This window comes from Vreelandella titanicae (assembly GCF_014697095.1).
GTDB classification, from domain to species: domain Bacteria; phylum Pseudomonadota; class Gammaproteobacteria; order Pseudomonadales; family Halomonadaceae; genus Vreelandella; species Vreelandella titanicae.
The window spans coordinates 5,206,306-5,221,540 of record NZ_CP059082.1 but is presented as its reverse complement, the minus strand read 5'-3'; the positions used below and the strand labels follow the sequence as shown (position 1 = coordinate 5,221,540).

Annotated in this window: 13 protein-coding genes; 7 read left to right on the top strand and 6 right to left on the bottom strand. The window is 50.9% G+C overall.

From position 1 onward, the window contains the following. The 3 genes from HZS52_RS23985 to HZS52_RS23975 all read left to right on the top strand — a co-directional run bounded on the left by HZS52_RS23985 (window position 1) and on the right by HZS52_RS23975 (window position 4,235). Entirely contained in the window at window positions 1-1,395 is a 1,395-nt protein-coding gene (locus HZS52_RS23985) for a YfcC family protein (RefSeq protein ID WP_212751702.1), read from the top strand. Window positions 1,396-1,582: 187 nt separating this feature from the next. Beyond that, a complete protein-coding gene (locus tag HZS52_RS23980) occupies window positions 1,583-2,764 on the top strand; it encodes a M24 family metallopeptidase (protein ID WP_190373895.1) in 1,182 nt (393 codons plus the stop codon). 55 nt (window positions 2,765-2,819) lie between these two features. After that, window positions 2,820-4,235 carry a YfcC family protein gene (locus HZS52_RS23975; RefSeq protein ID WP_190373894.1) on the top strand — a complete coding sequence of 472 codons (1,416 nt, stop codon included), beginning with the start codon at window positions 2,820-2,822 and terminating at the stop codon, window positions 4,233-4,235. On the opposite strand, the gene HZS52_RS23970 is transcribed toward HZS52_RS23975, so the two are convergent. Together HZS52_RS23970 and HZS52_RS23965 are read right to left on the bottom strand one after the other, a co-directional pair. Next, entirely contained in the window at window positions 4,232-5,161 is a 930-nt protein-coding gene (locus tag HZS52_RS23970; RefSeq protein WP_190373893.1) for a LysR family transcriptional regulator, read from the bottom strand. The two genes, HZS52_RS23975 and HZS52_RS23970, sit on opposite strands and share 4 nt — an antisense overlap. A 317-nt stretch (window positions 5,162-5,478) precedes the next feature. After that, complete coding sequence (locus HZS52_RS23965) at window positions 5,479-5,997, bottom strand: cupin domain-containing protein (RefSeq protein ID WP_190373892.1); 519 nt, start codon at window positions 5,995-5,997, stop codon at window positions 5,479-5,481. 210 nt (window positions 5,998-6,207) lie between these two features. Between HZS52_RS23965 and HZS52_RS23960 the strand changes: the two genes are divergently transcribed. The 3 genes from HZS52_RS23960 to HZS52_RS23950 all read left to right on the top strand — a co-directional run bounded on the left by HZS52_RS23960 (window position 6,208) and on the right by HZS52_RS23950 (window position 11,047). Continuing rightward, complete coding sequence (locus HZS52_RS23960; protein ID WP_190373891.1) at window positions 6,208-7,407, top strand: Bcr/CflA family efflux MFS transporter; 1,200 nt, start codon at window positions 6,208-6,210, stop codon at window positions 7,405-7,407. A gap of 292 nt (window positions 7,408-7,699) precedes the next feature. After that, window positions 7,700-9,826 (top strand): TonB-dependent siderophore receptor, encoded by a 2,127-nt coding sequence (locus HZS52_RS23955; protein ID WP_190373890.1) that lies wholly within the window; start codon window positions 7,700-7,702, stop codon window positions 9,824-9,826. A 231-nt stretch (window positions 9,827-10,057) separates the two neighbouring features. Next, entirely contained in the window at window positions 10,058-11,047 is a 990-nt protein-coding gene (locus HZS52_RS23950) for a virulence RhuM family protein/type II toxin-antitoxin system death-on-curing family toxin (RefSeq protein WP_022519810.1), read from the top strand. A gap of 95 nt (window positions 11,048-11,142) precedes the next feature. Here HZS52_RS23950 and HZS52_RS23945 read toward each other — a convergent pair whose 3' ends face one another. Continuing rightward, a complete protein-coding gene (locus HZS52_RS23945) occupies window positions 11,143-11,439 on the bottom strand; it encodes a DUF1330 domain-containing protein (RefSeq protein WP_022519811.1) in 297 nt (98 codons plus the stop codon). A 119-nt stretch (window positions 11,440-11,558) separates the two neighbouring features. Next, on the bottom strand, window positions 11,559-12,065 hold the full coding sequence (locus HZS52_RS23940; protein WP_022519813.1) for a hypothetical protein: 507 nt from the start codon (window positions 12,063-12,065) through the stop codon (window positions 11,559-11,561). A gap of 194 nt (window positions 12,066-12,259) precedes the next feature. Between HZS52_RS23940 and pip the strand changes: the two genes are divergently transcribed. After that, a complete protein-coding gene (gene pip, locus HZS52_RS23935) occupies window positions 12,260-13,210 on the top strand; it encodes a prolyl aminopeptidase (RefSeq protein ID WP_022519814.1) in 951 nt (316 codons plus the stop codon). 156 nt (window positions 13,211-13,366) lie between these two features. On the opposite strand, the gene HZS52_RS23930 is transcribed toward pip, so the two are convergent. Continuing rightward, entirely contained in the window at window positions 13,367-14,662 is a 1,296-nt protein-coding gene (locus HZS52_RS23930) for a PQQ-dependent sugar dehydrogenase (RefSeq protein ID WP_190373889.1), read from the bottom strand. Further along, a complete protein-coding gene (locus tag HZS52_RS23925; RefSeq protein WP_022519816.1) occupies window positions 14,659-15,087 on the bottom strand; it encodes a DUF2231 domain-containing protein in 429 nt (142 codons plus the stop codon). The genes HZS52_RS23930 and HZS52_RS23925 overlap by 4 nt, the downstream gene beginning before the upstream one ends. Between the last annotated feature and the right edge of the window lie 148 nt (window positions 15,088-15,235).

The window sequence follows — 15,235 nt, the reverse complement described above, 5'->3', positions numbered from 1 at the left end:
GTGAAAACTAGATCAATACAAAGAATGGCCATGCCCGATGCCTTTGTGATTCTGTTTGGGTTATTACTGGTGGCTTGGCTATTGAGTTTCTTTATTCCCTCGGGCCAGTTTGAGCGAACCACAGAGGGGCGTCCTACGGTTATTCCCGGCAGTTTTCATCTGGTGGAGTCTAGCGGCCTTAATTTTTTCGATATTTTTCTTTCTATTCAAAACGGTTTTATCAGCTCAGCAAACCTCATTGCTTTAGTTCTGGTAATGGGCGGTGCGATTGCAGTGGTGGAGTCTACTGGTGCGATCAATGCAGGTATCAAAAGCCTAGTTGATAAAGCCCGGGGGCGTAAATATCTGCTCGCGATTGTGGTGTCTTTTGTATTTGGCGTGGTATCTGCCATTGGCGTTGGGTCGAATGCCGTTATTGCCTTTATTCCGTTGGGTATCGTGTTGGCACGAGCGCTTAAGTTAGATGCGATCGCGGGGATCGCCATTGTCTATCTGGGCTATTTTTCGGGCTCAGCGGCGGCTGTTTTCGATCCTATTACGCTGGGTATCGCGCAATCTATAGCAGGGCTGCCACTATTTTCTGGCGCGCCGCTTAGGGTGGCGCTATTTTTCGTGCTACTGGCAGTGACAATTGCTTATGTGTGTCGGTATATCAAACGCATTAGCGACGATCCCGCCCGTAGTTTGATGGGGAATCAGCCCTTTAGCACTGAAGCCATTGGGTCCGATGATGAGAACTTAACGTTTACGCGTCGGCATCTGGTCATTTTAATCTTCTTTGTTGCCTGCCTGGCGGTGTTTATTTATGGCTCTTTAGGTTTGGGATGGGGCGTTAATGAGCTTTCTGCCATCTTTATGATCAATGGGATAGGAAGCGCTGCACTCGCTCGTTTCTCGCCTAATGAGTTTGTGCAGATGTTCATGAAGGGGGCCAAAGGTATGCTATATGGTGCCTTTATTATTGGCATTGCCAAAGGCATTACGGTGCTCATGGCCGAGGGGATGATTCTCGATACGGTAGTGAATTCAATTTTTGTGCCCTTGAGTACGCTTCCCTCCATGTTGGGTGCGCTCGCTGTTTTTGTATTCAACCTCTTTTTCAACTTCCTGGTGCCTTCTGGTAGCGGTCAGGCAGCTGTAGTGATGCCGATTTTGACGCCGCTTGCGGATATGCTTGATATCACTCGGCAAACGGCGGTGATTGCATTCAAGCTTGGTGATGGGATCACCAATATTATTACGCCGACATCGGGGGTGTTGATGTCTGTGCTTGCCGTGGGCGGAGTGCCATGGAGTAACTGGGTACGTTTCGCGTTTCCGTTGGTATGCCTCTGGACGCTAGTGGGCATCGCCTTTGTAGTTACCGCTGTGTTGATTAACTACGGGCCTTTCTAATCAAGCGTAAGAATACGCTCGGTTAGTATGCAATACATTGGAAATAAACAACCAAACCGCTCAAGTTGAGCGGTTTGGTTCTCCATTAATGATATTTATAAGATATCGAATGACATTTATATAGTATTTTACCCTCACGTGAGGGCACTGGTAGCTTCCTGAGGTGGTTAACTCAGGAGCTAGCAACATGATTTTGAAAATTTCTGTTTCAGAAATTAAAGCAAGGCAAGAAATTTTTTTAACTAATCTTAAAAATAAGCACTGCGACGCAGCGTTGCTTTTTAGTGTTACCGATATCTTCTATCTTACAGGATTTAACTTCCGCCCTTCAGAAAGGCCGATTGCTCTTATTGTGGATGCACAGGGCTTTTTCAGTTTATTTGTGCCCCGCATGGAGGTAGAGCATGCACAAGAATACGCCGTTATAAGTACTTCTTACGATTACCCTGAATACCCTGGCATTACTCATCCGATGGAGTATCTCAAAAAGGTACTTCAGGATAAGAACTTTGGTTCTTTAAGTGTTGGCATTGATGCCGAGGGGTATGGGTCAGCAAAGGGCTATGCGGGGCCGGCAATTACTTCACTGATCACTTTTGCCGATAAGGTGCTTATCAAAGGGCTCGTTGAAGAGCAGCGTTATATTAAATCATCGACGGAAATAGAGCTGATTAAAGAGTCTGCCCGATGGGGTAATTTGGCGCACAACCTGCTGACTAAGTATACCCATGCGGGTGGCCGTGAAATGGAGGCGGAAAGCCGCGCTACCCAGGAAGCGACCAAGGCGATGTTCGAAACCCTGGGCGCAGGTTATCGTTCCTATGGATCGCCAGCGCATGCATTCTATCGCGGTCAGATTGGCTCGCATTCGGCTTTCCCTCATTCGCAAAACCAGAACGCCATGTTCAAGAAAGGGTTCAATGTTGTCTCGCAGGCGGCCTGCGATGTTTGGGGCTACAAGAGCGAGCTAGAACGTACCATGTTTATTGAAGAAGCAACAAAAGAACAGGAAATATTCTTCAATCATATGTATGAAGCGCAGGAAGTAGCTTTTAGAACTATTAAACCAGGTATTCCCGCTTCTAAAGTAGAGGAAGAGGTGCAACGATACTTTAAGGATAATGGCTTAACGCAATACGTTAAACATCATACCGGCCATAACATGGGACTTTTAAACCACGAGGCCCCATTTTTCGACCTGGGAGATCACACTCTGCTTGAACCAGGCATGGTCTTTTCCGTTGAGCCGGGGCTGTATGTCGATGGCCTGGGCGCTTTCCGACACTCCGACACTATCGTGGTAACGGAAAAGGGTATGGATATGATCACTTACTTTCCCAGAGACTTCGAGTCGCTAATCATTGGTTAATTCACAATAGGGTGAGGCCTTTGACCTTGCCCTTATAAGTTTTAGAGAGGTAAAAATGAAAAAAATAGACCCGAATGCCTCAGCTGTTAAAAAGAAGAAAAATATACCTGACTCCTATGTCATCCTGTTCGCGATGCTAATGATTGCATCAATAGCGACGTGGTTCATTCCAGCAGGCAGCTTTGAGCGTACAACAGAAAGTGGCACTGCTATGGTGGTGCCAGGTAGCTATGAAGCGTTGCCTGCAAGTCCCACCACGCTCTATGATTTTTTTCTTTCGATACAGTCTGGTTTGATCGATTCTGCCAGCATTATCTTTCTTGTGCTGACCATTGGCGGCTCGTTCGCCATCCTGGATCACACAGGAGCCATTCAGGCTGGCATTATGAAGCTGATCAAGAAAACGCAGGATAAAAAATATGCGTTGATAGTGGCGGTGTCTATCGCTTTTTCGGCAGCGGGGTTTATTGGCGCGTTACAAACGGCTGTTATTGCATTTATCCCCATCGGCATCATTATCGCCAGAGCCTTTAAGCTAGATGCGGTAGCAGGCGTGGCGATTATTTACCTGGGAGCATATGCAGGCTACACGATTGGCGGTTTGGATCCGATTACCACCGGGTTTGGTCAAGAGATCGCGGGGCTCCCCATTTTCAGCGGCCTATGGTTTCGTTTTGCCGTCTACCTCTGCATTTTAGCGTCGACGATCGCCTATCTTTGTCATTACATTTCCAAAGTTTCAAAAGATCAAAGTAAATCTGTGCTGGGCGCTACACCTTTCCCCACAGAGGTTGAAAACGCTAACACAATCCCCGCCGAGTTTACTCGGAAACATAAGGTGATATTGGGATACTTTTCGACCTGTATGATTGGCTACGTAGTGGGCGTTTTTAACTTAGGATGGGGGTTGCATGAAATGGCCGCGCTGTTCTTGGTAATAAGCCTGGGAACGGCGGCGATTGAAAAGGTACCCGCAAACCAGTATGTGAATCTGTTCATCAGAGGTGCGCAAGGAATGCTGTACGCAGCATTAATTGTGGGCCTTGCCAGGGCAATTGTGGTCGTGCTCGAAAACGCTTACGTTCTGGACACCATTGTTAACTCGATTGCGATGGTACTTCAGCCATTACCTAATGTGTTGGCGGCACTAGGTATGTACGGGTTCAATCTGGCGTTCAATATCATCATTAGTTCTGCCAGCGGTCAGGCGGCGATTGTTGTCCCCGTGATGGCGCCATTAGCAGACACTATCGGTTTGACCCGGCAAGTTGCCGTGCTGGCTTATAACTTTGGTGATGGTTTTACTAACATTATTACCCCTACGTCGGGAATTTTAATGGCCAGTATTGCGATCGGTGGGGTTCCATGGCTTAAATGGCTTAAGTTCGTGATCCCTTTGCTATTAATCTGGATAGCCATTGGGGCTGCGGCGCTAAGCATTGCGGTGGCCATCAACCTAGGCCCTTTTTAAGAAAGCAGATAAGTTTTAGGCACGATCGGCTTTTCGATCGTGCCTTCATTTATCTTCGATTCAATATACTGAATAAAGAAACGTGCCGTATCAGTCAATAAATTGGAATTCCACGCCATCGAGCTGACCTTTTGCACATCTGAATTAATCGACTTGTACACCACATGGTCATTTTTTATGTAGGTGGCCGAGTGGGGAAGTAGCGTAACGCCCATTTCGGCGGCCACGAGTGCCACCAGTGTTTGCTGCTCCTGAGCTGTCTGAATGACATTGGGCTTGAAGCCATGTTCTTTACACAGAGCCATTATCGCATCATAGTAACCGTGCCCTGCTTCTCGGGGTGTCATCACCCAGTTTTCATTACTGAGTTTACTTACGTCGACCTCCTGGTTAGTGGTCGCTAGTGAATGGCTTTTAGGAAGACAGGCAACGAAGTGCTCTTCTAGTATCGTGATATTGTCTATTCGTTTGTCTGAGACAGGAGAGACAAGAAATCCGACATCAATTGTCCCATGTATCAAGCCGACAATCTGATTGTGAGTGGTAAGTTGTTGCAAACGTATGTCGATACCTGGATGGCTTCTTTTAAAGTCTTTAACGATAGATGGAATCAAGTGAAACGACATAGTACCGCTAAATCCGATTGAAATAGATCCCTCCTTGCCTTGTGCTATTCTTTGAGTAAAGGCTATTTCCTTATCCAGCGTCGCAATGCACTTTCTTGCCGCTTCGAGAAAATGCTGACCCGCTGGCGTGATGCGGACTTCCTTGTTATTCCTAATAAGAAGCTGAACGCCGATTTCTTCTTCAAGGTTTTTTATCTGATTACTTAGGGGTGGTTGCGATATATTAAGTAATTTAGCCGCGCGCCCGAAGTGAAGTTGTTCGGCGACGACAATGTAGTATCTTAAGTGTCTGAGTTCCATGAGCTCCCTTTAGTGCTGGTTTTTATTTATTGAAAAAGGCTGCTGTATTGGCTGAGAAACCACGATTTTATGTAGAAAAAAATAGTATAAATGCAGAGAATAAGCCATGTTAGCAATATATGGTGCTATAGAGTACTCTTTTTCCGACGACCTATTTAATGATATTTCACACATTACATTGGTCGTTTCCCCAAGATATTACTTACATTGTTAAAACTCCTCAGGTGAAGCGTCAGATTATGCATAAATAGTTAAAAACTGCTCCGGTTCGTCGAAAAGCTAATTAATCGTCGAGCTTGCCAATTGCCTTCCACCTGCTAAGAGCCTTCCCGCCACAGCTCCGCTAGTGAACCTCCTGCCGGGGAATCCTCGGGTAAGGCAACGGCAGCGACTCGGGCTTTTGCTGCTGCAAGTTGTGCGGGATCACCGCGCTCTATTTCCGGCTTTTGGCCTGGTGGGTAGGCGCCTACCATGCAGAAATCATCGTCCGCCTCCAGGCTGGCATGCCCAACTCCTGCCGGCAGCACCAGCACATCGCCCGGGGAAAGCATCAGCTCCTGGCCGTTAGGGCCACCTAGCCGTGCCCGGGCCTGCCCACGGAAGATGCCCAGTGCTTCATGGGCGGTGGAGTGAAAGTGATCAAAGTCATACAGGTGGTAGCGCCACGCAGGCGGCCAACCGTGGTGTTTGAACATGCTTTCAAAGGCATCGGCCCGCTCCTCTGCATTGCTGATATCGAGAACCTGGCGATAAACCAGCACTGGTAGAGGGGAGTTGGGGTAGCCGGTCGCTGCATCGCTGTCGAGATGGAGTCGTTCTGGCTGAGGGGTAGACATCCTGGTCTCCTCGTTGGGGGTGTGTTTTTAAAATAGCTTTGAGCACACTCTTTTGCATAGCCGCGCTAACCGATAACAAACTGGCTGTGTGTTTTGTCAATTACCGCCCGGCAGCGTATCCCTCGTTTTCTGTTCGATTGCCTTGATAGCATCAGTCGGTATCATATCGTTGATGTTGTCCATCATTACGCCCTTTTACCGCGAGCTTCTATGACCCAATCTAAAACGCCCTTCACTGTGGTGCTGAGCCTGGCAATGACCATGATGCTGGGCCCGTTTTCCATGGATACGTATCTGCCGGCTTTTCCGGTTATTGGTGAATCGCTGGGGATTTCTCAGCAGGCGGTATCGTTGAGCGTTTCAGTGTATGTACTCGCGTTGGCGTTTGGCCAGTTGATCGGCGGTGCGCTTTCAGACCGCTTCGGGCGCCAGCGGGTGCTGATGAGCGGGCTGGCGATTTTTGCGCTCTCAAGCATCGTCATTGGTATGGCGGATTCTTTGAACACCCTGCTCGGCGGGCGGGCAGTTCAGGCTCTTGGCGCCGGTTTTACCCTGGTATCTGTGCCGGCGCTGGTGCGCGACCGGGTGGCGGGCCGCGACGCCGCGAAACTGTTCTCGATGATGGGCTTTATCATGGTGCTGGCACCTGGAATCGCTCCGAGCGTAGGCAGCGCGATTCTGGCGCTGGGTTCCTGGCACTATATCTTTTTTGCCTTGGCGGTGTACGCGGTGCTGCTGGTGCCGTTGCTGGTGCGGGTGCTGTTTACCGGCCCGGGAAAGGTGTCGCGCGCGAAAAGCCCTAAGATGAGCCTGCTGGCGCGTTACAAACTGGTACTGTCGACAAAACCGGCGCTGCCGTTCATCGTTTGGCAGGCTGCTTCGTTTTCTACTCTGATGATGTTCATCACCTATGCGTCATTTATCTATCAGGGGCATTTCGGCCAGTCGCCTTCAAGCTTTTCGATGCTGTTTGCGGCGAATATCGTCGCGATGCTTATTTTCAACATTCTCAATCGAGTGTTGCTTTCCAGGCTACCGTCACTGCGTATCCTGCAGTTGGCAACGGGCTGTCAGGCAGTGGGTATAGTATTGCTGGTGATGGCTGCCTTTATGGATTGGTCGCTTTACGCCTTCCTCGCCGCCATGATGCTGACCATCGGCGCGGTGGGGGCGATCTCTCCGAATATTCAGGCCTGCTTTTTGGAGTTCTTTCCCACCAGTGGCGGGACGGCCGCAGCGCTTCTGGGCGCAGCACAGTTCGGTGTCGCCGGGCTGCTGAGCGCATTGTCCGCCATGTTGCCGCATACGCTTGAAGCGGTCATTCTGGCCATGGCCGCCTGTGGCTCGGTGGCGTATCTGATGCTTGCCCGCTCTATCATCAAAGGGCGTGCCGCTGTCGAGGCACACTGAGCCAGGCCACACTCCTTTGTCAAAAGCCCCGTGTTTTGGATAACACGGGGCTTTTTTTATTTGTTGATCAGATGCCGCTGGTACACGAGCGCTGCAGATATAGGACGGGTAGTCGGTTGGTGCATGACCTCATACGTGTATTGCAATCATGAACTAAAGTTCAAAATAAATGATTATGATTTGTGTTATTACTATTGACTAGGTGCTGCCACCTTTGGATACTCTCACGGCCTTTTAAAAGAAAACCATAAGGCGAGCAGGGCCGGTTTAATCATTTCAAGGGATCTTCAACATGACTGATAGCAGTAGCACAGTCCGGCGCAACGCAAGTTGGTTACGGTGGCAGCAGACCACTACCGCCATTCTGTGCGGCACCACGCTGGTGACTATTCCCATGATTGGGAACGCCCAGGAAACCGGCGAGAGCAGTGAAGGTAATGAGGGCTATCGCCTTGCTCCCATTATCGTCAATGCTCAGGCTTACGCTGATGATGATGCCAACTCGATAGTGGCCCAAGAGCTATGGGTCGGCGGTAAGGTGGCTACCAGTATCCTTGATACCCCCGCTTCCGTGTCGGTCGTCACTGAGAAGGAGATTGAGCAGCGCAACGCCTCTACCACCGAGGAAGTGCTGCAATATACGCCAGGCGTCCTCACTGATTATTACGGCACCGATGACCGTAACGACTATTTTAAAATTCGCGGATTCGAGGCCACCACCTACCGTGACGGGCTTACGCTAGGCTCAATGCGCGGTGTACGCGAAGAGCCTTACGCCTACGAACGCGTTGAAGTGTTGCGTGGGGCCAACTCCACCCTGTTTGGCCCGGCGGATCCAGGTGGTTCGGTCAACTTCGTGAGCAAGCGGCCACGCTTTGAGCGTTTTGGAGAGGGCTATCTCTCCTACGGTTCATTTGACGCAAAAGAAGCCGGTGTTGATGTGGGTGACACGCTGAACGCTGACGAGACAGTGGCCTACCGCTTTACCGGCACCATCCGAGACAGCGACCGCGAATACGATCACTCCAAAGACAACAATGGTTTCCTGATGGGGGGCTTGGCCTGGGAGCCGACAGATTACACCTCAGCAAGCGTTATCTTCGATTACCTGAAGCGTGACGACACCCCTAACAGCGGCGGTTATCCACTCGACCGGGAGTACGATCGCAGCGAGTTCTTTGGTGAGCCTGATTTTAATTATCACGATGTTGAGCGTACCAGCCTTACCGGACAGCTCACCCATGATTTCAACAACGGGCTGACGCTGCGGGGTAATCTGCGCTATAGCGACCTGACTGATGACTTCGGCTACGTTTATATCACTGACTCCGCGGCGCGAGTTGGTAGCGTGGTGGATCGCGACTATTTTGGAACGGACAACGAAGCCCAGGAGTTGATCGGCAACGCTATCCTGCAATACGACGCCCGCTTTGATCAGGTCGATAGCAGCACGCTCGTGGGTGTCGAGTATCGCGAAGCTTCAACCGAAGACCGTTCGTTTTACGGGGATGCGACCTCCATTGATATCGCAAATCCCGTTTTTAGCGGTGCCCCGAGTAGCCTGAACGTCTACAGCAGCAACAAGCAGGACTTCACCACTGAGTCTGTTTTCCTGACTCAGAATTTGTCCTTCTATGACCGATTCATTGTGACAGCGGGTGTGCGCAACGACTCGATGGATGTCTCAAGCACCAACATGGCGGGCGTTACCGATTCCGATGACTTCTCTGAGACCTCACTTCGCGGTGCGCTGACCTATCGGGTCACCGACGAAATTTCTACCTATGTCAGCATGGTGGAGTCGGTCGCACCGCCCACGATTGGTGTCGACCCCGAACGGGGTGAGCAGTACGAAATTGGTGCGAAATATTCCCCCTTTGGTACCAATGCGCTGTTTTCGGCGGCCATCTATGACCTAACCAGGGACGACGTCACCATCTCGGTTGTACAGGACAATGGCGTTATCGAGCGGGAAACCGTGGGTGAGTCCCGCGTACGGGGTCTTGATCTGGAAGCGAAGGCTGAGTTGACCGATAGCTTTAGCGTGGCCGGTGGTTACTCCTATATGGAGTCGGAGGTGGTACGCGACAGCAACGCAGCCAGAGAGGGTAACGAGTTCACCGCAGCACCCAAACATACGGCGTCGCTGTGGGGCTACTATACCTTGCCAAGCCAGGATATGAGCGTTGGTCTCGGCGCCCGTTACATTGGCTCCTACTACTTTGATGTCGCCAATACGTCAAAGAGCAGTGCGGCAACGCTGTTTGACGCGGCCTTCAGCTACCAGCTCACTAAAGACGCCGACCTAGCCGTCAATGTCAGCAACTTGCTCGACGAGCAGCACGTGGTCGGTTCAAGCACGGCCGATTACTATAATCCGGGTCGCGAAATCAGCGCGAAAGTGAGCTATCGCTGGTGATGTAATTCCGCCTATCCCAGAGGTAAAGCAACGGCAAAACGCCCCGACTTGGTTCGGGGCGTTTTGGTATCGCGTTTTCCATCCCCCAGAGCGTTCGTGGATGTTTAACAGCAAACATTTTTTGGGATTTTTGCTGTATAGGTGTACAGTTTAAGTCGCGATTTATACTTAGCTAACTAAGAAAGTCGCTTTAGCGACAGGTAGATCGGGATAAAAACGGGGGCGCAATCGATGAATGACCAGCAAATACAGATATTCACCAGCGAAGATGGCAAAGCGCAGCTGGAAGTGGCGTTGGAACAGGACTCCGTGTGGTTGAGTCAGGCGCAGATGTGTGAACTGTTTGGGCGTGAGCGTTCGGTTATTACAAAGCACATTCGTAACGTTTTTAACGAGGGAGAGCTGGAGCGAAATTCAGTATGTGCAAAATTTGCACATACTGCCGAAGATGGCAAAGCTTATCAGGTTGATCACTTCAATCTTGATGTCATTATTTCAGTTGGCTACCGCGTGAAATCTCAGCGTGGTGTACAGTTCCGCAAGTGGGCTACCGATGTACTCAAACAATATCTGGTTCAAGGCTATACCCTTAACCAACGCCGACTAACCGAGCGCGGTATCGAGTTTGAACAGGCAGTCAATCTGCTCAGCCGAACCTTGACCAACCAAGGGCTGGTATCTATCGAGGGCGAAGCCGTTGCGCGTGTTATTAGCGACTACGCACGCTCCTGGAGTTTGCTGCAGGGCTACGATGAACAGCAATTAGCTGAGTTAAACATCAAGCAGCCTGATATGCATTCGCTAGGGTTAGAAGAGGCACTGAAAGCCATTAGTGAGTTGAAGCGAACTCTCATTAGCAAAGGCGAAGCAACCGAGCTTTTTGGACAGGTGCGGGGTGATGGTTTGACATCAGCTCTCGCCACCATCGAACAAGGTTTTGGTGATGAGCTATTTTACCCCAATGTGGCTACCCGAGCGGCGCACCTGCTTTATTTTGTTATCAAGAACCATCCCCTAGCTGATGGAAATAAGCGCTGTGGCTCTTTTCTGTTTTTGTGGTACCTGCGCCGCAACGCCGCGTTACTGGCACGCCCTGTTGAGCAGCTTATTAATGACAACACGTTGGTCGCGTTAGCGTTATTAGTGGCGGAAAGTCTGCCCGATCAGAAAACGCTGATGATTCGATTGATTGAGCATTTTGTACTGCTTAAAGAAAGTTGAGCGCTAACGCGGGGGTAATCGTTGCGTCATGATTGGGATAGGGAAAATCGGCCCCGCAAAGGCGAGGGTTCCATCGCCTTTGCAGGTGAGGTTCTTTAGGCTTCTGTTAGGCCATCAACGATAAAAACGCGGTAGTCGGCGCCCTGGAAGCGATGCTTGCGGGCTTCCTGATAGGCGGGGCTTTGATACCAGGCGCGGGCGGCAGCCATATCCGGAAAGCGCAGAATCACCGCACCTTCCATAGCGCTACCTTCAAGCACTTCAAAATCGCCATAAAAAGCGAGCGGTTGCGGATCGTGGCCTTCGCGAGCAGCTTTTGCTTTCTCGCCGTAGCGCTCCATTTCCTTGGCGTCGTGAGTATGTTCACGGGTTAGTACGACGTAAGCGGGCATTAAATTCTCCTGATGTAATCGTTAAGAAATCAACTAGAGCATATCACCGCCCACTAGCGGAGCCACATTAGAAAGACCGCTATTCAGCTTTACTGAGTATCTCTGCAGTGAGGGGCGGGTTATACGTCTGGCTCTGATTCAATCACGATTTCATGTTCCCGACGCTCTTTTTCCAGTGCCGCCAAGGCAATTTGATAACAATCTTCAACATGGCTGTTACCCATGTACTTCATGGCGGTGAAGCTAATGCCACCTGCCACAGCGCTACCTACAAAGGGCACGAACTTAGCAACACCTTTAGACGCTACCTTGACGCCCATCTTGCTTAACAGCATCACGATAAGTTTTTTCGTGATGTATTTACCGGCCATTTTGCTGCCGGTATTTGAGATGGCCGTCATCACAAAGAGCTTGGATTCTGTATCCAGGCTGTCGATTTGTTCAGGCGTTAAACCAAATTTCTGGTTAATTTTGGGAATTAGCCGCATCAATATGGCAACGTCTGAACCTATATCCACCCCTGGAATGGGTATAACCGCTGCGCCCGCAGAGAGGCTCGAACTCTTGGTGACCATCGAATGACACGTTTTTCTAATCGCTTCGAGTTCTTCTATTGATTCAATCATGATGAGGTCCTTTCATTTATTGCCAGATTGATCCAGTGCTGGCTGTACCACTTCCGGGTTCACTTCCTTTCCTAGATACTAGCATTCCTGACCGTTCTTCGAGGTCATTTGAGAATCGCCTGTAGTAAAGTCGTCGGCGAAGGTGGAAGTGTCAAACGGTGTTTGGAAAGGTGAAACTGAAGCGGGAGGCTTGAATGACGAACTTGAGAACCCTATACCCACCGATCGAACCCTACGAAACAGGCATGATCAATGTTGGGGGTGGCCATACGGTCTATTTTGAGCGTGTTGGCAAACCGGGCGGTAAGCCTGCGGTGTTCCTGCATGGTGGCCCCGGCGGTGGAATTTCGCCTGATCATCGACGTCTGTTTAACCCTGAGCACTACGATGTTCTTCTCTTTGATCAGCGTGGCTGTGGACGTTCAGAGCCCCATGCCAGTATCGAAGCCAATACTACGTGGTATTTAGTCGAAGACATCGAGAGGCTACGTGAGCATGTTGGCGTAACCCAGTGGATGGTTTTTGGCGGCTCTTGGGGTTCTACCCTGGGCCTTGCGTACGCCCAGGCGCATCCTGAACGTGTCAGTGAGTTGATTTTGCGAGGCGTCTATACGGTCACTCAAGCGGAGATTGACTGGTACTATCAGTTTGGTGTGTCTGAAATGTTCCCCGATAAGTGGGCGGCGTTTCAGACGCCTATTCCTGAAGCAGAGCGACACGATATGGTGGCCGCCTACCATCATCGTTTGATGGGTGACGACCCTATCGCTCAGCTTGAGGCGGCGAAGGCCTGGACGATATGGGAGGGTGAAACCATCACCCTGCTACCAGACCCTGCCTTATCGGCTCCCTACAGAGAGGGGCATTTTGCGTTAGCCTTTGCGCGGTTAGAGAACCATTATTTCACTCATCGCGCTTGGCTGGAGGAGGGGCAACTGCTTGCTAACGCTTCACGCCTAAAAGGCATTCCCGGCGTCATTGTCCATGGGCGGTACGATATGCCATGCCCTGTTCGTTATGCGCTGGCACTGCATAACGCTTGGCCAGAATCCGAATTCCATTTGATCGAAGGGGCAGGGCATGCCTGGAGCGAACCCGGCATTCTCGATCAGTTGATACGCGCGACAGATCGCTTTGTATCATAAATCTTAACCATGACAATACTTGCTACTGCGCGGTTAATTGAAGTAGTGCATGAGTTAACCTGGTATGAGTTGTTCATATAAAGGCTTCTTTAGAACAAACGGAAAAGGCGGCAGTACAACAGGCTGCCGCCTTTTTTTACGCGGAGGGTTAAGTGTTTACTCATCGCCATCGTAGGTCACGCGCCAAACGGCGTTCGTCAGGTCGTCAGCGATGATAAGGGCGCCCTCTGGATCGATGGTGACGCCGACTGGGCGACCGCGAGTTTTACCGTCTTCAGTAAGAAACCCGGAAACGAAATCAATTGGGTCACCGTCGGGCTCGCCATTGCGGAAAGGGATAAAGACAACCTGGTAGCCCACAGGGTCTGAGCGGTTCCAACTGCCATGTTCGCCGATAAACACGCCTTCAGCGAACTCATCTCCCATTTCCGGTATGGAGAAGGCGAGACCCAGTGGTGCTACGTGCGAGCCTAGGCTGTAGTCGGGTACCACTGCTGACTCCACTTTTTCAGGGTTCTGCGGGCGTACGCGGGGGTCAACATGCTGCCCCCAATAACTAAATGGCCAGCCATAAAAGCTGCCGTCCTGTACGGTGGTTAGGTAGTCTGGAACCAAGTCCGGGCCTAGTTCGTCACGCTCATTAACGACTGCCCAAAGTCGCTCAGTATCGGGTTGGATAGCCAACGCCGTGGGGTTGCGCAGGCCGGTGGCATAAGGCCGATGCATGCCGGTGTCGGCATCAATTTCCCATACCTCGGCTCGACTAACCTCCGCTGCCATGCCACGTTCGGTGATGTTACTGTTGGAGCCAATGCCCAAGTACAAGTAGTCTCCGTCAGCGCTCGCGGTCATCGCCTTGGTCCAGTGGTGGTTGATTTCCGAGGGTAGCAGCGTAATTATTTCTGGCGACCCACTGGCCTCGGTTTGGCCTTCCTCGTAATCGAAGCGTACAACCGCATCTTGGTTAGCGACATAGAGGTTGTTATCAACCAATGCCAGCCCATAAGGCGCGTTGAGGTTCTCGGCAAACACCGTTTGCTCTTCGTAGCTGCCGTCATCGTCGCTATCGCGCAAAAGGGTCAATCGGTTACCGCTTTCAACGGAGGTGGTGCCCTGGCTTTTTATGTAGCCAGCAATAAAATCTTTTGGCTTCAGGGGCGGTGCGTTGCCGCCGCTTCCCTCTGCCACCAGAATATCGCCGTTGGGCAACACCAGCGTTTGGCGCGGCACCTTAAGATCAGTAGCAATGGCCGTAATGGTGTAACCGTCGGGAACCGTCGGTAGCTGGTCGCCCCATTCTGCGGGCTCGGGAACTGACATATCCGGCAGAAGCCCACGTTGTGGTTCAGGAAGGTCAGGGTTTGGCCCATACTTTTGAGAGTCCTGAGCGCGAGCAACACCTGCCACCAGAAGTATCGAGAGAGGAGCGGCGAAGAAATGGGAAAACTTCATGGCTTATCTCCGATACCAAAGCGGGAAAAACCGACCCACGTCGCCGTGCCTGCGAGCAAAACAACGACGATCGAAAGAGCAAAGCCAACTGGCATCATGGCCCAGGCGTCTCGTGCATGGGCTAACGCATTGACAAGACCCAGTACCCAGGTGAGCAATAGCAGCGCTGGATACATCAGAAAAGCCAAACGACGGTCTTGGGAACGAAAAAAGCCAATAATTGCGCACAAAAGCGCAAGTCCCGCGAAAATAAGCCCACCCAAATTTAGCCAAGAAGCAAAGGTGGCCCACTGAATATGGTAGGTGGTTGAGTAGGCGTAATCACATAGCATGGTGCCAAGAAAGAGTGGCGTAGTCCCTGCAAGCATTACGGTATGAAACGGGTTTGGTCCGCTTCGATAAGTGCGATCGTTAGTGGCTGTCACGGCAAACTCCTTATGCTGTTCAAGCTGACTAATTTACCTTTGTTGGCTGGCGCTGCACGCTAGCCAACAAAGGCAACGACATCATGTTCGTTAGGGCGCAGTATAGTTGACGATAAACAACTTGCCCAAAGCGAAGCGGCGCTGGTCG

Coding starts and splice junctions, on each gene's coding strand:
- HZS52_RS23980 (WP_190373895.1), top strand. CDS start 1,583: ATGATTTTGAAAATTTCTGTTTCAGAAATTAAAGCAAGGCAAGAAATT.
- HZS52_RS23975 (WP_190373894.1), top strand. CDS start 2,820: ATGAAAAAAATAGACCCGAATGCCTCAGCTGTTAAAAAGAAGAAAAAT.
- HZS52_RS23970 (WP_190373893.1), bottom strand. CDS start 5,161: ATGGAACTCAGACACTTAAGATACTACATTGTCGTCGCCGAACAACTT.
- HZS52_RS23965 (WP_190373892.1), bottom strand. CDS start 5,997: ATGTCTACCCCTCAGCCAGAACGACTCCATCTCGACAGCGATGCAGCG.
- HZS52_RS23960 (WP_190373891.1), top strand. CDS start 6,208: ATGACCCAATCTAAAACGCCCTTCACTGTGGTGCTGAGCCTGGCAATG.
- HZS52_RS23955 (WP_190373890.1), top strand. CDS start 7,700: ATGACTGATAGCAGTAGCACAGTCCGGCGCAACGCAAGTTGGTTACGG.
- HZS52_RS23950 (WP_022519810.1), top strand. CDS start 10,058: ATGAATGACCAGCAAATACAGATATTCACCAGCGAAGATGGCAAAGCG.
- HZS52_RS23945 (WP_022519811.1), bottom strand. CDS start 11,439: ATGCCCGCTTACGTCGTACTAACCCGTGAACATACTCACGACGCCAAG.
- HZS52_RS23940 (WP_022519813.1), bottom strand. CDS start 12,065: ATGATTGAATCAATAGAAGAACTCGAAGCGATTAGAAAAACGTGTCAT.
- pip (WP_022519814.1), top strand. CDS start 12,260: ATGACGAACTTGAGAACCCTATACCCACCGATCGAACCCTACGAAACA.
- HZS52_RS23930 (WP_190373889.1), bottom strand. CDS start 14,662: ATGAAGTTTTCCCATTTCTTCGCCGCTCCTCTCTCGATACTTCTGGTG.